The sequence below is a fragment of the Pedobacter frigoris genome (assembly GCF_005116445.1).
GTDB classification, from domain to species: Bacteria; Bacteroidota; Bacteroidia; order Sphingobacteriales; family Sphingobacteriaceae; genus Pedobacter; species Pedobacter frigoris.
Window position 1 is genome coordinate 120,446 of sequence record NZ_SWBQ01000003.1, and the last position, 22,399, is coordinate 142,844.

18 protein-coding genes and 1 riboswitch are annotated in these 22,399 nt (G+C 40.2%); of the genes, 11 read left to right on the forward strand and 7 right to left on the reverse strand.

What is annotated here, in order from left to right:
• Positions 1–39: 39 nt before the first annotated feature.
• On the reverse strand, positions 40–2,904 hold the full coding sequence (locus tag FA047_RS11280; protein ID WP_136836181.1) for a tetratricopeptide repeat protein: 2,865 nt from the start codon (positions 2,902–2,904) through the stop codon (positions 40–42).
• A 6-nt stretch (positions 2,905–2,910) separates the two neighbouring features.
• On the reverse strand, positions 2,911–3,990 hold the full coding sequence (locus FA047_RS11285; protein ID WP_169304389.1) for a peptide-N-glycosidase F-related protein: 1,080 nt from the start codon (positions 3,988–3,990) through the stop codon (positions 2,911–2,913).
• A gap of 142 nt (positions 3,991–4,132) precedes the next feature.
• Between FA047_RS11285 and FA047_RS11290 the strand changes: the two genes are divergently transcribed.
• Positions 4,133–4,525, forward strand: coding sequence for a YtxH domain-containing protein (locus FA047_RS11290; protein ID WP_225872707.1), 393 nt, complete (start codon positions 4,133–4,135; stop codon positions 4,523–4,525).
• A gap of 21 nt (positions 4,526–4,546) precedes the next feature.
• Here the strand turns inward: FA047_RS11290 and FA047_RS11295 are convergent, their stop codons facing one another.
• The gene (locus tag FA047_RS11295) at positions 4,547–5,686 is read right to left on the reverse strand and encodes an MFS transporter (RefSeq protein WP_136836183.1); all 1,140 of its coding nucleotides are present in this window, start codon (positions 5,684–5,686) and stop codon (positions 4,547–4,549) included.
• A 197-nt stretch (positions 5,687–5,883) separates the two neighbouring features.
• Positions 5,884–5,971: riboswitch (TPP riboswitch) on the forward strand.
• Positions 5,972–6,042: 71 nt separating this feature from the next.
• On the opposite strand from FA047_RS11295, the gene thiS reads away from it, so the two are divergent.
• From thiS to FA047_RS11345, 10 genes are all read left to right on the forward strand, one after another.
• Entirely contained in the window at positions 6,043–6,246 is a 204-nt protein-coding gene (gene thiS / locus FA047_RS11300; RefSeq protein WP_136836184.1) for a sulfur carrier protein ThiS, read from the forward strand.
• A gap of 20 nt (positions 6,247–6,266) precedes the next feature.
• The gene (gene thiC / locus FA047_RS11305) at positions 6,267–8,150 is read left to right on the forward strand and encodes a phosphomethylpyrimidine synthase ThiC (RefSeq protein WP_136836185.1); all 1,884 of its coding nucleotides are present in this window, start codon (positions 6,267–6,269) and stop codon (positions 8,148–8,150) included.
• 6 nt (positions 8,151–8,156) lie between these two features.
• Positions 8,157–8,726, forward strand: a complete 570-nt coding sequence (locus FA047_RS11310) for a thiamine phosphate synthase (protein ID WP_136836186.1) — start codon at positions 8,157–8,159, stop codon at positions 8,724–8,726.
• Entirely contained in the window at positions 8,720–9,475 is a 756-nt protein-coding gene (locus FA047_RS11315) for a hydroxymethylpyrimidine/phosphomethylpyrimidine kinase (protein WP_136836187.1), read from the forward strand. Before FA047_RS11310 ends, FA047_RS11315 begins: the two co-directional genes overlap by 7 nt.
• On the forward strand, positions 9,472–10,125 hold the full coding sequence (locus FA047_RS11320) for a thiamine phosphate synthase (protein WP_136836188.1): 654 nt from the start codon (positions 9,472–9,474) through the stop codon (positions 10,123–10,125). The genes FA047_RS11315 and FA047_RS11320 overlap by 4 nt, the downstream gene beginning before the upstream one ends.
• A complete protein-coding gene (locus tag FA047_RS11325) occupies positions 10,106–10,873 on the forward strand; it encodes a thiazole synthase (RefSeq protein ID WP_136836189.1) in 768 nt (255 codons plus the stop codon). Before FA047_RS11320 ends, FA047_RS11325 begins: the two co-directional genes overlap by 20 nt.
• Positions 10,874–10,878: 5 nt before the next feature.
• On the forward strand, positions 10,879–11,988 hold the full coding sequence (thiH, locus tag FA047_RS11330) for a 2-iminoacetate synthase ThiH (RefSeq protein WP_136836190.1): 1,110 nt from the start codon (positions 10,879–10,881) through the stop codon (positions 11,986–11,988).
• A gap of 18 nt (positions 11,989–12,006) precedes the next feature.
• Entirely contained in the window at positions 12,007–13,047 is a 1,041-nt protein-coding gene (locus tag FA047_RS11335; RefSeq protein WP_136836191.1) for a HesA/MoeB/ThiF family protein, read from the forward strand.
• 114 nt (positions 13,048–13,161) lie between these two features.
• Complete coding sequence (locus FA047_RS11340) at positions 13,162–13,455, forward strand: hypothetical protein (protein WP_136836192.1); 294 nt, start codon at positions 13,162–13,164, stop codon at positions 13,453–13,455.
• A 170-nt stretch (positions 13,456–13,625) separates the two neighbouring features.
• Positions 13,626–14,471: a CvfB family protein gene (locus FA047_RS11345; protein WP_136836193.1), complete on the forward strand. Its 846-nt coding sequence runs from the start codon at positions 13,626–13,628 to the stop codon at positions 14,469–14,471.
• 139 nt (positions 14,472–14,610) lie between these two features.
• On the opposite strand, the gene FA047_RS11355 is transcribed toward FA047_RS11345, so the two are convergent.
• From FA047_RS11355 to ppk1, 4 genes are read right to left on the reverse strand one after another with little or no spacing between them, the layout of a single operon-like run.
• A complete protein-coding gene (locus FA047_RS11355; RefSeq protein ID WP_136836194.1) occupies positions 14,611–17,193 on the reverse strand; it encodes a BamA/TamA family outer membrane protein in 2,583 nt (860 codons plus the stop codon).
• Position 17,194: 1 nt separating this feature from the next.
• A complete protein-coding gene (locus tag FA047_RS11360) occupies positions 17,195–19,567 on the reverse strand; it encodes a GAF domain-containing protein (protein WP_136836195.1) in 2,373 nt (790 codons plus the stop codon).
• Between the two features lie 9 nt (positions 19,568–19,576).
• Positions 19,577–20,446, reverse strand: a complete 870-nt coding sequence (locus FA047_RS11365; protein WP_136836196.1) for an SdiA-regulated domain-containing protein — start codon at positions 20,444–20,446, stop codon at positions 19,577–19,579.
• An 8-nt stretch (positions 20,447–20,454) separates the two neighbouring features.
• Positions 20,455–22,395: a polyphosphate kinase 1 gene (gene ppk1 / locus FA047_RS11370; protein ID WP_136836197.1), complete on the reverse strand. Its 1,941-nt coding sequence runs from the start codon at positions 22,393–22,395 to the stop codon at positions 20,455–20,457.
• Positions 22,396–22,399: the final 4 nt, after the last annotated feature.

Consider the following 22,399-nt stretch of genomic DNA (forward strand, 5'->3'; position numbering starts at 1 on the left):
ACAAAATTAATGATAAAAATGCCTGCTTTCCGTCTATTTTTAGTAAAAAATATTGTTCATTTTCTTTTGCAATTCTTCAACCTTCAACTCTTGTCCCTGTGTCTTCAAATACGAAATAAGATCTCTGTAAGCTGCAATATGGTATGGATTGAAGGCAATCGCCTTTTCCAGAGACATAACGTTTTCAGACTGTTGGCCATTTGCTTCTTGCAGCTTAGCTAGCGCGTACCAGTATGAGCCCACATAGAAGTTATCTCCTATAGGCTCCATATCTTTTAATAGTTCTGATGCCTTTTCCTTATTGCCGGTTTTAATCAGCAGGTTGACATACCGAAACTGGTCGGCACCCCTCACCTGAGATTTCCCGTTTAAAAAAGGGTTTAAGTAAGCCATCGCACTATCTCTGTTCCCATCTAAATGGTAAAAATCCGAAATTCTCAGGTTATAATCGCTCCTGGCATTACCGGATGCAGTTAGAATTCTTTGAGCTTCTTTAAGGGTATTAATGGCTTCTGCATACTGTCCGTTAACTGCTAAGGCATCAGCATATAGATTTCTGTATTCAAAGTTCTGCGGTTTTTGAGCTACCAGATTTTTCAATACAGCTACAGCCGATTTATCTCCCATTTCAGCTTTCAATGCTGCCGAAAATGCAGAGGCGTCATCTATCCTGTCCCTCAGGTAAGTAGACACCCTGGCTCCCGTTTTCACATATTGATCTGCTACTTTAATGGCCTCGGCAAGCATGGCATTTCGTTTGTATAGTTCCCGCAACATCCCATTTACCCTGGCCAGTTCCTGGTAATCATCTTCCAATTTAAGCGCCTGTTGTAAATAATCCGCCTGTTGTTTGATGGATGCCTGCTGATTGATTTCTTTAGCTTGGTATCTTGCCGCAATTAGTGCCGCATAAGAAACATAAATAGGTGCATATGCAGGGTTTACTGATTTCGCTTTCAGCAGCCACTTTTCTGCCTCGGCTAAATCTCTATGAGTGATAAATAAATTGCTCATTGCAAGATATGCAGGAAGGTATTTATCATCGTAAGTCAGGGCGGTATCCAGATAATTTCTGGCTGTTGATGAACTTCCATATCTCTTACTCAAGTTTAAATACACCTCTGCCCAATTGCTAGCCATCGCCTTTTTATCACCTGCGAGATAAGCCCTTTCCTTTTTTACCAGTTGATCCAGGAAATGATACATATCAGGATCTTTAGCCTTAAGATCTGAAGTGGTGTTCATCGATTTAAAGTCCAGCGGATGAACTTTTACCGGTTCAAAGTAGGCAGGGTAAGTTTGAGCAAAGTATTCACTTTCATTATTTTGAGAATAATAATCCAGCGTGCGCTTTTCTTTCATGGCATTGTAGTACAGCTTACGGATCTGTCTGTTTTCAGCATCTGTGAGCACCGTTCCGTGAAATAAATGCACATATTCGTGGAGCACTACGTTGCGTTCCAGAAATGCACCCCGTTCTACATATTCCATTGCGGCAGCCCCACTCCCTACTCCCCTTATATCCATCCACTGACGGTTGTCAAACGTGGTCATGTACCTGAAAGATGGTGAACGCATGGTAATGGCCAGATCATGGTGCAGCGGTGGAATCCTGAAATTATTGTTTTGTCTGGACAAGAAAGGGAAATATACCACTGAAGTATACATTTGGTTCCAAACCATAGCCTTAGCGGTTTCTCCGGGGTAATAAGCAACATCAGGGAAGACCTTTAAAAAATTCTTTAGGTCAGCTATTTTAGTGATATTTAGCACATTGGAAATAGAATCAAATACTTGCAAGTAAGGAATTCGCTTTGATTTAATAACTGCAGACAAGCCATTGTGAGCGGGACCATAATGCTTTTTGATACTCAGGACTTTTTTAAACAATATTTCCGCGGAGTCCAACCTTATTTTGCGGTCCTGATCGAAAGCGCTGTAATAAATTGAAGCACGGTGCATCAACGGAAGTACAGAACGTGGGTATTTCTGTTGAATGGTACTGGTAAAATCCAGTGCAGATTTAATATCATTAGATGCTACCAATGAGTCGGCTTTGCCTAGTTCCTTCCTTATAGTCTCATCGTCTTTCTCTGCATAATCTGCATAAGTCAGATTGGTATGTCCGTTGCCCCAATGCCAATGCGTTTGATAATGCAATGGATTGATATTCAATGCCAAATCCCATTGAGCAGCCATAGCGTTCAATTGTGTAGCATCTATCCTCCTCCAGATGGCATAGCCATAACTAAAACGGGCATCAGCGTTAAAAGGATCCAGTTCCAGGGATTTAATTAATGGCTTTTCTGCCTGTTCCGGATGCTGGTCCCAGAAGTATACATCTGCTTCTAAAAGATAAGAGCCCGCACTTTTTGGATTTACAGCTGCTACCTTTTTGGCTATCGTCAGTGCAGTTTTATAATCCTTCTGAAGTAGCCTTACCCTGCCCAGCAGCAAATTACCCGCCTCGCTTGCAACATTGTTTTTAATGACCTGTTGTGCGATTTCAGCAGCTTGTTTTAGTCGCCATGCCTGTATCTCCAGAAAACCTTTCAATAACAGCGCCTTTTCATTTTTTGATGACTGTTTTAAAGTGGCATTAACCAGCTTTTCTGCCCCTTTAAAGTCATTGTTCAGGATAAGATAATCGGCTAACAATAACTGATAGTCAATACCTTTATGTTTATCAATGATAAGCTTTGCTTCATTCCACAATCCCAGTTGCAGCATACGGTCTACCGTTTTAATATCCACATTAGCTGAACCTGACTTTTGAAGCAGCACCTGCCTGGCAGTCGCCAGTGCTTCCTGCACTTTTGCAGTTTCATCGGGGTTAATACTTTGAGATTTTGCCGAGTATAGTGTACACAACAAAATGAACAGGATTAAGCTCGTTTTTTTCATTGGGGTTTAGTTTCTACTGATGATGTAGGCTGACACATGGATGTAACCATTTTTAAGGTTGGCCTCAGGTACATCTACCTTAAAAGTATGCTTGCCTTTTTTGAGTGCCGGGAGCTGGATGGCATGGACTGGAACTGCCGCACCGGGACACCAGCTCCGCTTGTTTCTTTCGAAAGAATATCCTCTGTAAATGCCATTGTTTTGTGTGTTGTATTGAGCGTAAGGTGTGCAGTCGAGGTTTTGCGTGAAGCGCTTAACCTCCTTACCATCTACATACAATACGTGCTCACGGGTGGTATATTCCTCTCCGCCGCGGGCTGCTCCATGTGCCGAAGTAATGAAATATAAGTCGTGTTGTTTGTGCTTTTCTGTAATTTCAAACTCAAAATTCTTAGCATTACCGGAATCGGTAGTGCCATCTTTCATCTCGTAAAAATTGACAACAGGCAAATACGATTGTTTCGTCTTTTTTCGACTAACACTTGATACAATATCAACCGTAAGCATAGACGTTTCAAAGCTATCCTGGCAATGCTCTACTTGCCGTTGTCCGGCACTCGTAGTGCCGCCTATGCCCGCCTGAATCCAAATGTCCTTTGTTTTATCTTTCATGACAGTGCTCAACTGACTGATATCGGTTTTAAATATTACATGGTCTGGTTGTTTATTTTTATTCATAAACGGAGTGGTAAAACGAAAAATCTCCTGAGTAACGGCAGAAGGGTCGTTGTATGGCTTGCCAGCATCTACAGTTACCATTTTTATGGACCCGATGCGATCGTAATTGTCGCACAGTGGATTTAATGTTACCGTCAGCATCAAATCATAGGTCAGGTATCCACGCGCATCATCCGTGATTTTCCTGATGATTTGTTCGTTGGAGATTCTTACCAGTCCTTCCTGTTCTGATGTGCGCTTTACTATTTTGCTTTTATCTGCGTAGATATCGTAAAACACGCCGTTGGAAATGACATTGACAGTTGGCAACTGTAATTTTGATACACTAAAATTTTGCACTTTATATGTGCAGGCGGCCAGAATGATAGATAAGCTAAAAATTGCAGGGAGCGAGTATTTTATTTTCATTTGTTTGGATTGTCTTTCAGATAACATCTGGCATCAAAAAATTGGCACCGATGCGATCACCATGTGTTAGTAAAACAAATATATAAATCATTACCAATGGTTTGGTATGGTTTATGCTGAACTTTAAGAAAATCTATATACTATGAATTACAGGAAATTAATGAGTAATCGTCTATCAAATTTGTCTTGTGGTGGACAAGACAAGTCTACCGCTGCCGTAGCTTTATTGGCAGGGTTAGCAGTTGGTGCTGTTTTGGGAATCTTATTTGCACCTGATAGTGGTAAAAAAACAAGGGAGCGTATATCTGACAAAGCATTAGATCTTGCAGATAACGCAAAAGATGGTTTATATTCTCTAAAGGATAAAATAAACACAGGAAAAGATAGTATTGTAGGGTTAAAAGATCGTCTGGTACACAATGTGAAATCAAAAGTAGATCAAACCTCACAGGAATTTAAAGACTTTAGGGATGCTGAGCTTGAGAAAGTCAAGTCTGCGGCAGATGACTTTAACAATAACATTCAAAATACATAAGCGGGCTAAAACCCGCTTTTTTTATTGTGTTTTTTGATGGTTGAAGAACAAACGTGTGATTGGCACAAGCATCAAACCACATATCCCAAATACGATAAAAGAAACTCTCAGGTTAAATGCATGAGCCAGGTAACCTATCAACGGGGGACCTAACAGCATTCCTGTAATAGAATAAGTCGCTATAATAGATATTGCCATCCCCGGAGAGTACTTTTTTGATGCTCCGGCAAGCGCGTATGACATTGGAATAATGGATGCGGTACCAAATCCTACGAGTGAAAAACCAATCATAGCGGTCCAGAATGTAGGGAATATGATTGCCAGACTAATCCCTAACACGATACAAACCGCGCTCATGATATAGGTCTTTGGCATTCCAAACCTACCGATGATGATATCTGAGAGGAACCTGGATGTAGCCATAAACGTCATAAATATCAAATAACCATAAGTGAAAATCTCTACATGGAGTACTTCCTGGAAATAAATCCCGCTCCAGTCGAACATTCCACCTTCACAGATCGCACATAAAAACACGACGATGCCCAGGTAAAAAATATAGGGATCTGGCTTGCTCAATATGAGCTTATTGCCCGTCTCTGACCTGTCGCCTTTTAAAAGAAACTGATAGGAGTAAATAGTAATTAAAATCATAATTACCGCGACTATAGAAAAATGCAGATGAAGTGAGACATTTAAAGTCAATAGAAAAGTTGACAATGCGATACCGGCTATCCCCCCTATACTCCAGAATCCATGAAATGATCCTATAATCTTTTTTTCGAATCGCTTTTGAAGTGTTAAGGTTTGCGTGTTTACGGAGATATTGAAAATACGTGTTGTAAATGCAAAAATACAGATAGCTGCAATCAGGCTGAACGTGTTGTATGCAAATCCTATTAAAGCCAACGACAACCCATTCAGTGCATAGCCCACCGTAAGCGGCACTCTGCTATTGTATTTTGATACCAGCCAGCCTGATATAGGCAAACCCAATAACGAACCAACAGGCATGGCGAGCAAAATAGTGCCAAGCTCTGCTTCATTAAATCCAAATGCAGTTTTTATAGTCGGTATTCTGGACGCCCATGTGGCAAAACTGAACCCTGAAATAAAAAAGAAAAGACTTAAAAAGAACCTGTGTTTATTATTTGAGATCATCGAGATTCATTGAAAGCGTTTGTTTCATCACAAAAGCCGTCTTTCACTTAAATTAGCATGCAAATGTAAACATTCTATTTGTAGCTGAAAAAACTATTTAGCTTGATAATTAAAGATGTTTTACCAATTCTCAAAACATCGTTCAAAATGTGCGGAAACGACTGTTTTTTTATTCAGAAAAAATAATATAGCTTTACAAAAAACTTTAGGGGTGCCTTGCGCTGAGATATACCCTTTGAACCTGATGCAGTTAGTACTGCCGAAGGGAAAAGTAGAAGCAAAACCAATTTGCTGTCTTTTCGACCCGTTATGGGCCATCCCCTACAGTTTCTTGTTATAAATTATTACCGGTAACAATGAAAGTAACTGTAAATCATAAAAGTTATGTACTTGATGAAGCTTGTTCGGTAGAACAAATGCTTTCTGTTGTACTTCAAAACGAGGCTAAAGGAATTGCTGTAGCCATCAATCAAAATATCATTTCTAAATCGTACTGGTCCTCTCAGCTGCTGCAGGAAGGCGATCAGGTTTTGCTCATTAAAGCCACTCAAGGCGGATAAACTTAAAATTCCAAGAAGACATGAAAGTAGAAAAAACTCCTGACGAACAGGTCATTAGCCGCACACCTTTTCCGGCTTCACGTAAGATATATGTAAAGGGACAACTGCATGACATCGAAGTAGCCATGCGCGAAATTAGTCTGCAAGACACCAAAATTCACAACGGTTTTGGCCTTACGGAACCTAATCCGCCGGTAACTGTATATGACACGAGTGGCCCATATACCGACCCTGAGGCTAACATTGATGTAAAACAGGGCTTACCTAGGTTAAGGGAAAAATGGATCACAAACAGACAGGACGTCGAGCAACTGGACAAGATCTCATCTGACTATGGTCAACAGCGGCTGGCGGACAACAAACTGGATGCTTTGCGTTTCAATTACGTAAAAAAACCTTACAAAGCAGTGAAAGGCGCTAATGTTTCCCAAATGCATTATGCTAAAAATGGCATCATCACTGCTGAAATGGAATACATCGCCATCAGAGAAAATCAGCGCATAGATTTATTGAATGAACAACTGGGTAAGCAGTATGAGGTGATGAGCCATCAGCATAAAGGTCATAGTTTTGGAGCAAATACCCCCAAAGGATACATCACCCCTGAATTTGTACGTTCAGAAGTAGCAGCCGGCCGTGCTGTCATTCCATGCAACATCAACCACCCTGAGCTTGAACCAATGGTAATCGGGCGTAATTTCCTGGTAAAGATCAACGCCAACATTGGAAATTCCGCAGTTACTTCTTCTATCGAAGAAGAGGTGGAAAAAGCGGTATGGGCATGCAGATGGGGCGCAGATACGATAATGGATTTATCAACTGGTAAGAATATTCATGAAACCCGTGAATGGATCATCCGGAATTCTCCTGTACCAATTGGCACTGTACCAATCTACCAGGCGTTGGAAAAAGTAAATGGAAAAGCTGAAGACCTGACCTGGGAGCTATTTAGAGATACGCTGATAGAGCAAGCAGAACAAGGTGTTGATTATTTCACCATTCACGCCGGTGTATTACTGCGTTATGTACCGCTAACAGCCAAGAGAGTAACTGGCATCGTATCCAGAGGTGGATCTATCATGGCCAAATGGTGCCTGGCACATCATAAAGAAAATTTCTTATACACTCATTTTGAGGAGATCTGCGAGATCATGAAGGCGTATGATGTAGCCTTTTCTCTTGGAGACGGACTGAGACCTGGCTGTATTGCTGATGCGAATGATGAAGCACAGTTTGGGGAACTGGAAACTTTGGGTGAACTGACCAAAATCGCCTGGAAGCATGATGTACAAACCATTATTGAAGGTCCCGGACACGTTCCGATGCACCTGATCAAAGAAAATATGGAAAAGCAGCTGGAACATTGTTCAGAAGCCCCATTCTATACATTAGGCCCGCTTACCACCGATATCGCCCCTGGCTATGATCACATTACTTCTGCTATCGGTGCAGCGATGATTGGCTGGTTTGGTACTGCGATGCTTTGTTATGTAACACCTAAGGAACACCTGGGGCTACCTAACAAGAAGGATGTTAAAGATGGCGTGATTACCTATAAAATTGCTGCTCATGCTGCAGACCTGGCCAAAGGCCATCCAGGCGCACAGTACCGCGACAATGCCTTGAGTAAAGCAAGATTTGAATTCAGATGGGAAGACCAGTTTAACCTCTCTCTGGATCCGGATACCGCCAAAGAATTCCACGATGAAACCCTACCTGCTGATGGCGCCAAAATCGCCCATTTCTGTTCGATGTGCGGCCCCAACTTCTGTTCTATGAAAATAACGCAGGATGTAAGGGATTATGCTGCCAAACAGGGTGTTGAAGCGGAAGACGCATTGGCAAAAGGTATGGAAGAGAAATCAAAGGAATTTGCAGAAAAAGGAAGTGAGATCTATTTATAATAGAAAATGGAACTGATTGTAATTTCAAATAGTAGCTATTTTAAAAATGAAGGTAACCTCATCAATAATCTGTTTATTAATGGATTAAAGACTATCCACTTACGAAAGGAGAACACGGATAAATCTAAATTCGTTGAATTACTCAATGAAATTGATCCAGCTTTCTATCCTCATATAGCTTTACATCAGTTCCATGAACTTGCCCCGGATTTCGGAATCAACAGATTGCATTATCCTGAAAAGCTAAGACGGGAAAGTCCATCTTTTCCGTCTGATAGTATCTTAAGTACGTCTATTCATGATTGGGATACTTTATCAGAAATCATACAATTCGACTATGCCTTTTTTAGTCCTCTGTTCGACAGTTTATCTAAACCAGGATATGAAGGGGTGATAAGAGAAGGATTCAAACTTCCGGAAACCTCTGTAAAAATAGTTGCCCTGGGAGGCATTAATCATGACAATGCCCAACGGGTAATTGATATGGGCTTCAATGGAATGGCATTAATGGGGACTTTATGGAATGATCCACGGCATACAATTAATAATTTCAAAAAGATACAGGAAATATGTTGAGACCATATGTGATCAGTATAGCTGGTTTTGATCCAAGTGCAGGTGCTGGTGTTCTCGCCGATATTAAGTGCTTTGAGCAGCATCAGGTCTATGGTTTTGGAATATGCAGTTCCCTTACTATTCAGAATGATACTGATTTTATTAAAAATCAATGGATTTCTGCTCAGCAGATCATTGCACAGCTGGCTCCTCTTCTGCACAAGTTTGACGTTACTGTTTGTAAAATAGGTTTGATAGAAAATGTTAAAGTTCTACATCAGGTAATTACGTATCTGAAACAACATAATTCTAATATGAAAATTGTGCTGGATCCCGTCCTTGCTGCTACGGGAGGGTTTGAATTCCACGACTGGCATAACGGATTAACACAACTGATTCCGGCACTTAAACAGATCAACCTCATTACCCCCAATTATCAGGAATTTAGAAAAATGGCCAATGTAGCAGATGAGGATGTTCACAATGTCGCTTCCAATTGGGCGAAGTATTGTCCAGTACTACTGAAGGGGGGACACAACGTCTACGCCCCTGGCACAGACTTTTTATTTGAATACAGCGAGTTCCATACATTGAATCCGACGGCTGAAGAAGTTGAGCAGAAACATGGGTCTGGTTGTATTCTATCTTCTTCAATCGCGGCAAATCTTGCCTTAGGACATTCGCTTAGAGATGCCTGCAAACTGGCTAAAGTTTATATAGAACAATTTTTAAATAGCAATTCAACCCTTCTGGGATACCACTCATTATGATCGATAAATTACATTACATATCACAGTCGCCGGAAAATGGAAGTCACCTCGATGCCATCGATAAGGTATTACAATCCGGAGGAAAATGGATTCAGCTTCGGGTAAAAAATCAACCGGAAGAAGTTGTGCTGGACCTGGCGCTACGGGCCAACTCCTTGTGTAAGTCATACGGTGCTAAATTAATCGTAAACGATTACCCCGAGATAGCAAGGGCCGCGGGAGCTTATGGTGTACATCTCGGTCTCGATGACATGCCCATCAAAGTCGCCAGGAAGATTGTAGGGGATCATATGATCATTGGAGGAACTGCAAATACTTTTGAGCATATTTTGAAAAGGGTTGCCGACGGAGCCAATTACATAGGCTTAGGACCTTACCGGTTTACCTCGACGAAGGAGAAATTAAGTCCTATCATTGGATTAACCGGATATCAGGTCATCATGAAACAGGTAAGAAATGAAAGGCTCGACATTCCAATCATTGCGATAGGCGGTATTGAAGCAGAGGACATGCCTCTGCTAATTGAGACAGGGTTATATGGGGTCGCTGTATCGGGGGCATTAAGTAAAGACCCACATATCACTGAGAAGTTAAAAATAATGAATGAATCGTTAACCAAAAAAATGCAACATGTTAAAGATAGCAGATAAAACATTTAGTTCCAGATTGTTTACTGGAACCGGCAAATTCAGCTCTTCAGATGAAATGGAACATGCGTTGCTTGCTTCTGAATCTGAATTGATAACTGTAGCGCTTAAACGGGTAAATCTTAAAGATGACGAAGATGATATTCTGCTGAGACTTAAACACCCACGTATTAACCTACTGCCGAATACTTCTGGTGTTCGTAACGCAAAAGAAGCGGTATTTGCTGCTCAAATGGCGCGTGAAGCATTGGAGACAAACTGGATTAAACTTGAAATACATCCTGACCCGAAGTATCTGATGCCTGATCCAATAGAAACCCTTTTGGCAACAGAAGAACTGGCAAAGCTCGGGTTTATAGTACTTCCTTATATTCACGCTGACCCTGTGCTTTGCAAACGTCTGGAAGATGCAGGCACATCAGCTGTAATGCCCCTGGGCTCTCCTATTGGTAGCAACAAAGGACTGCGGACGATTGATTTTCTGGAAATAATCATCAGCCAGAGTAATGTCCCGGTAATTGTTGATGCAGGAATTGGGGCACCTTCTGATGCCGCTAAGGCAATGGAAATTGGTGCTGATGCCGTTTTGGTAAACACAGCTATCGCTGTTTCACAGCATCCCATAGAAATGGCTATTGCTTTCAAAATGGCAGTTCAAGCTGGAAGAATCGCATATGAGGCTAAATTGGGAAGTAAGCATCAAGTCGCTATTGCCAGCAGTCCACTCACGTCTTTCCTCGATGAACTATAACCGACATGAGCTTCACCGAAATATTTAAATCCTGTAGTTGGGATGAAACCAGTAAAAGTATTTATGCCAAGACGGCCATGGATGTCGAGCAGGCGTTAACAGCTTCTAAAAGATCTCTTGAGGATTTTAAAGCCTTGATTTCACCTGCAGCAGCGCCTTATCTTGAACAAATGGCCAGAATCAGTCAGCAGCTGACCTTAAAACGCTTTGGTAAGGTTATTCAGATGTACGTACCACTTTATTTGTCCAATGAATGCAACAACATCTGCACCTATTGCGGTTTTAGCTACGACAATAAGGTAAAGCGTAAAACCCTTTCACCCATGGAAATCATGCAGGAGGTAGCTGTGATCAAGGACATGGGTTTTAATCATGTTTTATTGGTTACCGGTGAAGCCAATCAATCTGTGCATACAGATTATTTCAAAAAGGTCCTTGACCTGATCAAGCCACATTTCGCACACATTTCTATGGAGGTGCAACCTCTGGATCTTGAAGATTATAAGGAGCTAACTCCATATGGGTTAAATACGGTGCTGGTTTATCAGGAGACCTATCATGAAGAGGATTATAAAAAACATCATCCCAAGGGAAAGAAATCTAATTTCCAGTACAGGCTGGACACCCCCGACAGACTTGGAAAAGCTGGCATCCATAAAATGGGATTAGGCGTACTCATCGGCCTCGAAGACTGGAGAACTGATTCTTTTTTCACCGCCATGCACCTCTCTTACCTGGAAAAACAATATTGGCAAAGCAAATACAGCATCTCTTTCCCAAGACTTCGGCCTTTCAGTGGCGGATTAGAGCCAAAAGTTGCGATGAACGATAGAGAGCTGGTACAGCTCATCTGCGCCTATCGTTTATTCAATGAAGAAGTTGAGCTCTCTATATCAACTAGAGAGTCTGATATTTTTAGAAACAACATTATAAAAATGGGCATCACAGCAATGAGTGCGGCATCTAAAACAAATCCTGGTGGTTATGCAGTAGAACCTCAGTCTTTGGAGCAGTTCGAGATCTCCGACGAGCGAAGTGCACTTGAAATTGCCGCAATGATCAGTAACCAGGGTTATGAACCGGTTTGGAAAGATTGGGACAGCAGTTTAGCTTAAATTGTCATAAATACTAGCATGAGAAGATACGACAGGCAAATCATACTTACAGAGATGGGAATTGAGGGACAGCAAAAGCTTCAGCAATCTTCTGTGCTTATAGTTGGAGCAGGTGGATTGGGATGTCCTCTCCTGCTTTACCTTGCTGGAGCAGGTATTGGACACATTGGAGTAATCGACGATGATGTCGTTGATGAAACCAACCTTCACCGTCAGGTACTGTATCACATGGCGGATATAGGCAAATCAAAAGCAACAACAGCCGCAGAAAAACTGTTGCTGCTCAATCCCTATGTTAATTTCAAACCTTACCCATACAGGCTGACAATAGAAAATGCAACAGAGTTGTTTGCACAATACGACCTGATTGTAGATGGCTCAGATAATTTTGCGACACGTTACCTGGTAAATGATACTTGTGTCGCTTTAAACAAAAGCCTGGTATTTGGTTCTATATTTCAATTTGAAGGGCAAGTATCTGTATTTAACTACAAAGGCAGCCCTGATTACCGTTCGCTTTATCCCGAGCCCCCCCCTAAGGAAGAAGTACCTAATTGTGGTGAAAGCGGAGTAATTGGTACTTTACCTGGAATAATTGGCAGTATTATGGCCAATGAGGTCATTAAAATAATCTGTGGCTTCGGCGAAGTACTATCAGGAAAACTACTGACTTTCAACACCCTTAACAATGAAACATTGATTTTTAATTTCTACAGCGAATTTAAAAAACCCGAGTTTCCGGTTATAAAGAATTTGGTTAATGAAATACAATCTGGTGATGCTATTGAATTGACTATCAGCGACCTTGAAACATGGAACGATGCTGAAACCAACTATCAATTGGTTGATGTTAGAGAACCCTATGAATACGAAGAATACAACATAGGCGGAATTAATATCCCAGTATACAGTTTAAATACACATATCTCACAGTTGCTTGAACATCCAATCCTTGTTTTTTGCTGTTCTTCAGGCATAAGGAGCAAAATTGCTGTCAATTTATTGAGAAAAGATTTTCACGGCGAAATCTATACCTTGATTGCTCCAATGTCTCAATGAATTAAAGCCAAATAAAATAAATTTCATTTGTTTCAACCACTCAATACTCTTTTATGAGGAATCTTGCAGTAATCAAATAATAAATTAAACATTTAGAAACTGTATAGAATTATTATGGAAGTAAAAGGTAAAAACAAAAAGGAGTTACCAAAAAAGTACAAAATCCAGGAATGTCTGAACAATTTAACAAAATCGGAATACGATTACATTGTTAAGGAAATCCCGGGGATCATGGGAAAATGTAACACAACCGTGAACAATTACAAAAACATACCTGAAGGTTCGAAAGAAGAAATCCCGTATAGTGTCGGCTTAAAATATGAACGCATTTTTGAACTTCCTTCTGGTGGTTTATTGAATACTGAAATTCGCTGCCCTACCTATAAAGAACTTACAAAAAAGAAGTAATCTTTAGAAAAGGCCTGATTTGAATTCAGATTGCTACCTTTGTAATTCCAAACAAGGATGCAGGAGACTGTCCGAAAAGGTAAATTTGCTATTTATTTGCATTACATCATCCTGAAATAAATTCAGGATGACGATGTACCTTTTCGGAAACTCTCAAAATTAACTACAAGATGATAGCAATAGGACAATACAACGATTTAAGGATAATTACCAAAACTGAAGCAGGACTAATTTTAACAGAGGGAGACAAAGATGTGTTGCTTCCATATGTTGATGTACCCAAAAATGCAGAGATCGGTGACAACCTTAACGTATTTGTTTACATGCATAAAGACGGAAGATTAATGGCTACTACCAAAAAGCCATTGGCATGTGTAGGTGATTTTGCTTATCTGACTGTGGTGGATGATGATGATAAAGGAGCTTTTATGGATCTGGGTCTCGATAAAGATATTTTCGTTCCTGCAAGGGAGCAAAAACGCCCTATGTTTAAAGGTGACCGTCATGTAGTTTATGTTTTCCTGGATGAAAGCAATGATCGTATGGTGGCTTCTTCCCGCTTGACCAATTTCGTCGAAGAAGTAGAAATTGATCTTGAAGAGGGTGATGAGGTAAGTCTGCTTATCGTAGACAGGTCTGATATGGGTTACAATGCCATTATCGACAATAAATACATCGGATTGTTGTATACCAATGAACTGTTTGATGAGTTGAATCCTGGGGAATTGAGAAAAGGCTGGATCAAAAAGATTCGCATCGGGGGAAAAATTGACCTGAGTCTTCAGCCAATGGGATACGGTCACATTCTTGACACTAAAGACAGTTTGCTGGAAGAGCTAAAAGAGAGTGGTGGAACCATTTCATTGGGCGATAAAAGTTCTCCTGAGGAAATTTACCACAGGTTTAAGATCAGTAAAAATGCCTTCAAGAAAGTAATCGGAGGCCTTTATAAGGACAGACTGATTATCATTTCAGACCATGAAATTAAACTTCTTATAGACGACGAGGCTGAATAGCCGCAGAAATTTATTTTTTCAGGGATAATATATACGAGACCATTAGCTTTGCGTCGCTTTTTTTCAAATCAGGATGTGGTGTCATTGGTGAATCTCCCCATACCCCTCCTCCTCCGTCGATGACCTTATGCATAAGCGATTAGAAATTAAATCCTATTGAAAAATAAGGCATGGTTGCTTCTTTAGAAAAGCCGACAGTCGCCTGCAGCAACAAAACTTCACCAGGAATCACATATAGTCCGCCGCCATACCCCTGATGCCACCTGCCTGAAGATTCTCCTTTTTCCCAAACTCTTCCTACATCATTGAAACCAATCATACCGACAGTCCCCGGCACAAGATAAGAAGTGAAATTAAACAATTTCAACCGCATATCCAGGTTATGATAGAACATGGAAGTACCAGTAAAACGTTTGCTGTTGAAACCCCGTAAACTATTTATTCCGCCAATTTGCATGCGTTGAAAGAAAGTAGGTTCGCCTATTACAGTTCCTAATCCTATACGGTTCGCCAGTACCAGTCCGGATTTATTCGGATTGATATAAAAACGAAATTCTGAAGTTACCGCCCCATATTTATCGCTTGTTTTATCTAAACGATGTTGGGCCGTAAAAGATGTCTTCCAATAAATACCTTTTGTTGGAATAGCAGCGTTGTCCCTATTATCGTAAATAATGCCGGCTACCAAACCTCCGTAGTACTTATCTTTTAATATTTCCTGTTCAGGGTTTGTCGCATTGTAATCGTTAAAGAATCGCTCTTCATTACCCTCCGCCTCACTTGTATAATAAGAAGCAAGTATGCCTCCTTCAAGTTTTAGAAACCGGTTGAGTTTTCTACCGAGCTTAACGTCAATATTTAAATAGTTGTACCTGTTCCGATAATATGAAATGCCAGCCTCCCGGTCTAATAATTCCTCCGTTTCATCATCAAAATCCAGATCTACAAATTCTGTATTGTTGCCAAGGCCAAAGAAATTACTCAGGTTGTTTGGCCCAAGAAAATTCGCATGTATTATCAGGTCATTATTGCCAATCGCCTTTTTGAAGTCTCCAACGTAATCGAGTATGAAAGACTTTCTGCCGGTAGAATAATTAGCCCAAAACTCATGTTTTGTCGCATATGGCGCTTTCCTAAAGCCCTGCTTTTCATAAATATACCCTACACCAAGTTGTATACCCTGGTCTATATTATAGCCTCCACTAAAAAGTGGTCCGGACCTGTCATACAAAAAACTATTTTTATCGAAGTAGTTTACCATGGTATCTCTTCCAAGACGCAACTTCGCCGAAGAACGTTCCGGAAATGTATTCGGCTCATCAGAACGATCATACACAAAAGGCTTATTGCCCACCTCTTTTGCTATTTCAAACTTATCGTCATCAGCTCCACCAACCATTCTCACCTTTATACCCGAATTCCCATTCCCAGTTACGGAAAACACATCTTCACCTGCCATTCCAAATAACCTTATTTCTTTGGTCACCGCCGGATCGAATGTGCGTTTATAAATTAACCTACCCTTTTTACCCTCTTTATTGATATTGTTGACAGCAAGCTCAAGTTTTCCGTCGTTTAAATAATTAACTTCAAAAATCTCCTTTTTGTCCGATGCCGGTATGTCGACGTTGATAGATAAGAATTTATAATACTGCAACGCCAGTGTATCCAGTTGATCTCTCCGCGAAGTAAAAAACCGCATTAATTCTTCGCCACTTAGTTTAAATATAGTATCAGGCATTTTCTTAAAGGCAGCCAAAATGACTTCATTGGTTAGTTTTTCCTGTACCAGTTTAATCTCCTCTTTCCAATCCTGCTCACTCAGTTCATTCAGAAAATACCTGTCAAAATACCGCTCATTAAAATTCCAGTGTTTTACATCTCTGATCGTTGGACTATAAGGCTGCAAATGAGATTTCAGCCATTGATGATTAAGTACCCATGGGAAAAGTCCTGATGTCTTATAAAACACCTTATCCCTGTCTTTGGGGACAGGAATATATGTCATTTCACCTTTTTCTTTTCGTGGTAGCCAACGCCAGTTGTCTTCATGCCTGTCCCAGTCACCCAACACAAAGTCCAGTAAACGTGCTCTTAAAGTCAGCTTTTGATCGGCTCTTTTGTCATTGTCCTCCTGGATTTTACGCTGTACTTTTAAGGTATTGTCAGTTTCCTCTTCAAAAGGAGAACGTGGTTCAAGTAGGTAAACAGCATTGGCAAAATCCTTCCTATATTCACCAAAGCCCGGATCGTCACCTACATATACCAATTCCGGCCTGGCTGTAACTAACCCAACTGCATCCGCAAGCAGAGGTACTATTAATGCTGCAAAAGGATGATTTGTAGACACCTGATCCTGAACAATGTCTTTCGCAATAGTGGGCTTCAAGCTCTCAGGCAGACCTCTTTCAGGATACTTCTGCACCGTTCTAAGTGCCCATTCTTTACCTGTAGGGTCAACCAGGCGCAAAGAGCGTGTCTGCATTCCCCCACCAAGTTTTACAATTTTAAAACCCCCTCTTTCCTTCTGGAGGTCAATAATACGGATCTTAACAGGCGTAGCCCAAACCCTGCGGTAACTCTCACCAAGAAAAAACCGGTGTAGCGGACTTACTTTATCATATTCAGGACCTACAGCAATAGTGATGGAATCTCCCTTCTGAGCGAAGGACGGTAACGAAATTATAACTAAAAAAATGATCAGGAGCTTCTTCAATGGCATATCAATTCATTATTCTTTTTAAACTAACGCCCACCCTTAGCGCCTTTAATCCCTCAACACCTTGTAATTCTTCAATTTCTAAATATTCGAGATCGTTGGTGAGCAAACCCCGCTTCTGCAATTTCTTGATATAGCCTACATATTCTTTGGCCTCAGAACTATTGAAATAGACAATTGCTATCTTCCCAGGTTGCGTCAGCCGCTCATCGGTATTTTTTATATGTGCCTTATCAATCCTTTTTTTCACCATCTGGTAGCGGATATTGTAGCTTCCCTCTACATCAAACCTTTGCTCGTCTATTCTGAAACTTACATCTATAGGCTTGTCATACACAAATATCAATTGTGTTGTTTCGAGCGGTAATGAGAAATAAGGGCCTAAATTATTGGTAGTTTGTGCTACTTCTGCAAGCACCCTGAGCTGCTTCAGTCTGAAGCCCTCCAGCAAGTCATCAGTAAAAGGAATCTTTGGTGCGATGGACTGCCCCAGATAAATATCAAACTCCACACCGTCAGTCCTGAACTTCTCAAAATAACTAGGGTATATACTTTGCAATTCTGCATTAAATTCATCGAGGTGACGGCTTACTGCAAGATTGATCATCTGCATGCTCTTCTCATATTTCTCCCTGTTTTCAAAGATCTTGCCGTTTACTCCAGTTTCTTTAAAGTACTTTTTAATAATTTCTTCAAGCTCTGGATGACTTACCCGCAATTGATCCATTGCCGCAGGAATTTGTCTTTGCAAATAATCTTCTGTTTTCAGTATTTCGCGATCAGACAATTCATCCAGATTTTTATAATTCCAGATTGCCTCTTCATGAGGTATCTCATTTTCCTTACACAAAGTAATTGTGCTCTTTATGGACTTGATGGTCTGCTCAAGTATTTCAAAATGCAGATAAAGGTCTCTTCTGATTGCTGAATTACGCTGAATGCTCGAATTCCTGATGTCTACGGCTCCATAAAATGGATAAACATCCCTGAAGAAAATCGGTTCGACAGGCAGATTCCTTTCTCTCGCCCCAGACTGTAAATAGTTATACGCTGCTTCATGGAAACGCCACTGTATAGAGGGTTGTAAGGCAGTAAATTTATCTGTTATTATATCCTGTATATCATTGTTAAAATCAATAATGATATTCTGAAAGAGTTGCGCCAGCAAAGGAAAAGCAGCTTCTATCTTTGTTAAGGTATTACCATTAAATTTACTTGAGTCTTTCGTATATAGCTCAAGACAACCTACAAGTTTTGCATTATAATATAATGGGAATAAAGCATATGATTTTACACCTACTTGCCCCAATAGAGTCAGCATGGGATATTTAGATCGCTCATCATCAGAAATCTCCGGAAAGATCAATGTTCTTGGATTTACAATATAATCAGCTATAAGATCCTGATATGCGGCATCATCTACATCATTTTCTTTAGCAAGTTGTATCAGGATGCTGGTAAAACCAGAATGCTCATTGATCTGAAGTCTGTTATTCAGCCTGATATAAGGTATCAGTCCAAAATCAATCTGATCTGTACCTACGAGCGTTTTTAGCGCAGTCGCAATAGACTTCGTATAATGGCCCTTTTGTGATTCACTATGCTCAATGATGATGTTCTTTATAGTCTCCAGCGCATACTCCCCGGTAACATCGGTGAGCGTGACTATTGAAATTCCCTCAACAGTAAACAGATCTGGCGGGATAATCTTCGATAAGATTTTTAAAGTGTTTCTCTCATCCTGAATATAATCTTTGACATCCTTAAGGTTGTACTCTGGGAGTTTCGCTTTCGTAGTTACTTCGAGGAAACGTGTATCTACATTGAGTTTATAATACTTTAGCAAATGTGTATCCGGATCAATAATCGAATTGACCACTACCTGATTTCCTGCAAGCGAAAAATTATAAAAGCGTTCCAGCACAAGGTTATAAAATGCAGAAAGCACATTCTTCTCCATATCCTTTTTAGAAGGCAATGAAATATCGGTCCTTATATTACAGCTGGTAGTGTCCATCAATACATTGTAAAATGCATTAGTACCATAATGAAAGCATGGAGTTACTGGTGTACTTATCGCCCAAAACTGCTGGTTTTCATCATTGATGATCGGCGATAAAGAGGTGTATATCAGCTCAAAGAGTGCAGAATACTTCTTAGCTTCTTCAGTTGAAATCGGATCTTTAAGTTCCGGATATTGATTAAACTGCTCCAGGATATACCTGTAGAAATTGATCTTCGCAGTTTTTTCTGTACTTGCCCTTTTTTCTATGTATTTGATAAAAGGATTCAAAGACAGTCTGATGTTAGCACCTATCGAATACTCTCCTGATCCCCCATTTAATCTTTGATTTAAATTTAGCGTTATGGCTTGCATCTGAGTATACTATCTGTATTTGAATTTTATAACATTACCATCTGTAACCTCATCTCCTTCATTGGAGATAAACAGATTCATATCCTTATCAAAAGCAATTCCTTCCGGTTGATTAAAGGTTGAAGAATTCAATTTATGTACCGATTTTATGTTCCATTTTTCATCTGTAATCACCAATAGCTTATTGGCCGATGAAAGAATGTACCACTCGTTTGTCTTTGGATTTTTGGTCATGGCCGAAGGGCTCAAACTTGCTTTTAGCTTAGGATTAACAGCTTTGATCTGATTAAGATCGAGTTTAAAACTATCTGCAGGGACAATTGAGTCGAGTTCAGCCTTGTAGTCCAGAATATAACCTGTAACCTGTTTTTTCTTTTTATCTACCGGACAGCTTTTGCAAAGCACATAAAGCTGGTTATTTGTAGGATCTGCGTATAAACTCTCATACTCCGCCTTTGGTATCAGATGTTTTGTTTCTTTTACGTTTTCAGATTCTTCTTTGATCGCCTCAGAAAATGGAAAAGTAAATATTGCACCGTTACTTTTTAGCACAAAGAATCTTTCATTGAAAATTGCAAGGTCTTCAAAATCACCCTTTGATGCAAATTTCATATTCTTTTGTTTCTTTACATCCCATTTTTGTCTGAACAACTTACCATCTTCATCCTGAATACTGTAAATAGTATCACTGCTATTTTTATAGAATGCTATCCCAGATATTTCCAATAAACTTGAAGGCATATTGAACTTATCGGGTTTATCAAAATTATAACCTTTAGGACTGGTGTATTTACCATTGGGATTCTGGCAGGAATAAGCGCCAAAAAAAGACACTACCATAACCAGTATATAAAAAAATGCAATGTAGATGTACTTCATAAGCGGCGCTATTTATTTGTTTGGTCTTGCAAAAATAAGTAAATAGATTGCTGTGCATTATCATTTAGCTGTAAGTTAATGATTTTCATCACAATACTTTTTAAATCTTCATCATAAAGCGGGAAACAAACCTCTATGCGGCTATATATATTCCGGTTCATCCAATCAGCAGAGCCCATAAATACTTCCTGATTCCCATTATTTTCAAACACAAAGATTCTTCCATGCTCCAGATAACGGTCTACAATACGCGTTACGCTAATATTTTCACTGAGTCCAGTCACGCCGGGCACCAAACAGCATATTCCCCTAACAATAAGCTGCACCTTAACACCGGCCTGTGAAGCTTCGTACAACTTTGTAATTAATATTCTTTCCTCAAGATTATTTAACTTAATTGTGATCCCGGATGGAAGACCGCTTTTCGAATGTTTTATTTCGCGGTCTATTAGATCCAAAAAGCGCTGTTGCAGATTAAACTGGGCTACCAATAAGTGATTGAATTCTATATGATCTTCCACTAAAGGTGCTTTTTTACGCTTACTTAAAAACCCGAATAAAAGCTCCAGTTCTTTAAGCATTGGCTGATGGGCAGTAAGTAAAATCTGATCCGTATAAAACCTCGCGGTGGTCTCATTCAGATTACCGGTGGCCAGCAATCCCAGATACTCCATACCAACATCTAACTTACGCTTTACGAGTGCCACTTTTGCATGCACTTTAAGATCTATGCTGCTGTAAATTATTTTGACACCGGATGCCTTCATTTTCTTAGCCCATTTGATGTTATTTGCTTCATCAAACCTGGCCTTAAGCTCCACCATTACTACTACTTTCTTCCCGTTCCTCGCAGCACTAATTAAGGCGCTTACAATCCTGGAATCATTGGCTACCCTATATAAAGTGGTATAGATTTCCTCCACACGCTGGTCGTTTGCAGCTTCATTAAAAAACCTTAGCACCGGGGTATATCGTTGATAAGGAACATTGATCAGAACGTCCTTTCTAAGTATTTCTTCAAATAAAGTGTTGCCTTGTGCTATTTTCGCCGGGTCTGCCGCCGGCCATTTTGGATAACTATACTGACTGCCCTGCAGCGGAAAAGTACTCAGATCTTTTAAATTATGGTACGTCCCCCCTTCTACTATTGATGCCTTTTGCAGGTTCAAGGAATAGATCATACTGTAGAGGTTGCGAAGCGGAATACCCGGCTCGCACAAAAAACGTGTTGCAAAGCCAAAATCTCTGGTTTCAAGCTGACGTTCCAAAGCTTCCGTAATATCCTCATTCCCCCCTTCGTCTATCTTTAATTCAGCATCCCTGGTGATTTTCAGGTTAAATACCCCCCTAATTTCATCTTCAGGAAAAAGATAGCTCATGTTTTGTTTAATAATATCCTCCAGGAATACCACATACTTTTCACTCTGGTATTCAATGGCATATAATCTGGACATCGATTCAGAAGGTATGTTGATGAGCTCGAGACGCTCAATTCCTTCTTTATCTTTCAATATCACCACCTGGTACAGTTTATTATTTTCAGCAAAAAAAGATTTCAGACCTTTATCTATAGGATCTGAATGAATATAAGCAAGTACTTCTGTAAAAAACAGTTCCGAAACCTGATGGGCTATCTTGTCAGGGATCGGTTTATTATAAATCCAATGTACCCCAATATCTTCCAGAGTGGGGAGAATCTGATCGGATATGATTTCACCGAATTTTTGCTGCTGGATATTAATGGCCGCTTTTGCCTGTTCGTAGTACTCGGCAACAGCCATTAAAACCGGCATCCTTACTCTGTAAAACTCATCCAGATTAGAAGAATATATGGAAAGGAACCTAATCCGTTCTAAAATCGGAACAGCATCATCCGCAGCTTCCAGAAGCACCCTTTCATTAAAACCAAGCCAGCTTAAATCCCGGTTAAAGAAAACAGTTTCTTCCATAGAT

Bases quoted from the DNA above. Each gene is read 5' to 3' on its own strand.
- FA047_RS11365 (WP_136836196.1), bottom strand. From the start codon at position 20,446: ATGAAGTACATCTACATTGCATTTTTTTATATACTGGTTATGGTAGTG.
- FA047_RS11335 (WP_136836191.1), top strand. From the start codon at position 12,007: ATGAGAAGATACGACAGGCAAATCATACTTACAGAGATGGGAATTGAG.
- FA047_RS11310 (WP_136836186.1), top strand. From the start codon at position 8,157: ATGGAACTGATTGTAATTTCAAATAGTAGCTATTTTAAAAATGAAGGT.
- FA047_RS11345 (WP_136836193.1), top strand. From the start codon at position 13,626: ATGATAGCAATAGGACAATACAACGATTTAAGGATAATTACCAAAACT.
- FA047_RS11295 (WP_136836183.1), bottom strand. From the start codon at position 5,686: ATGATCTCAAATAATAAACACAGGTTCTTTTTAAGTCTTTTCTTTTTT.
- FA047_RS11285 (WP_169304389.1), bottom strand. From the start codon at position 3,990: ATGAAAATAAAATACTCGCTCCCTGCAATTTTTAGCTTATCTATCATT.
- ppk1 (WP_136836197.1), bottom strand. From the start codon at position 22,395: ATGGAAGAAACTGTTTTCTTTAACCGGGATTTAAGCTGGCTTGGTTTT.
- FA047_RS11320 (WP_136836188.1), top strand. From the start codon at position 9,472: ATGATCGATAAATTACATTACATATCACAGTCGCCGGAAAATGGAAGT.
- FA047_RS11280 (WP_136836181.1), bottom strand. From the start codon at position 2,904: ATGAAAAAAACGAGCTTAATCCTGTTCATTTTGTTGTGTACACTATAC.
- FA047_RS11355 (WP_136836194.1), bottom strand. From the start codon at position 17,193: ATGCCATTGAAGAAGCTCCTGATCATTTTTTTAGTTATAATTTCGTTA.
- FA047_RS11340 (WP_136836192.1), top strand. From the start codon at position 13,162: ATGGAAGTAAAAGGTAAAAACAAAAAGGAGTTACCAAAAAAGTACAAA.
- FA047_RS11325 (WP_136836189.1), top strand. From the start codon at position 10,106: ATGTTAAAGATAGCAGATAAAACATTTAGTTCCAGATTGTTTACTGGA.
- thiC (WP_136836185.1), top strand. From the start codon at position 6,267: ATGAAAGTAGAAAAAACTCCTGACGAACAGGTCATTAGCCGCACACCT.
- thiS (WP_136836184.1), top strand. From the start codon at position 6,043: ATGAAAGTAACTGTAAATCATAAAAGTTATGTACTTGATGAAGCTTGT.
- thiH (WP_136836190.1), top strand. From the start codon at position 10,879: ATGAGCTTCACCGAAATATTTAAATCCTGTAGTTGGGATGAAACCAGT.
- FA047_RS11290 (WP_225872707.1), top strand. From the start codon at position 4,133: ATGAATTACAGGAAATTAATGAGTAATCGTCTATCAAATTTGTCTTGT.
- FA047_RS11315 (WP_136836187.1), top strand. From the start codon at position 8,720: ATGTTGAGACCATATGTGATCAGTATAGCTGGTTTTGATCCAAGTGCA.
- FA047_RS11360 (WP_136836195.1), bottom strand. From the start codon at position 19,567: ATGCAAGCCATAACGCTAAATTTAAATCAAAGATTAAATGGGGGATCA.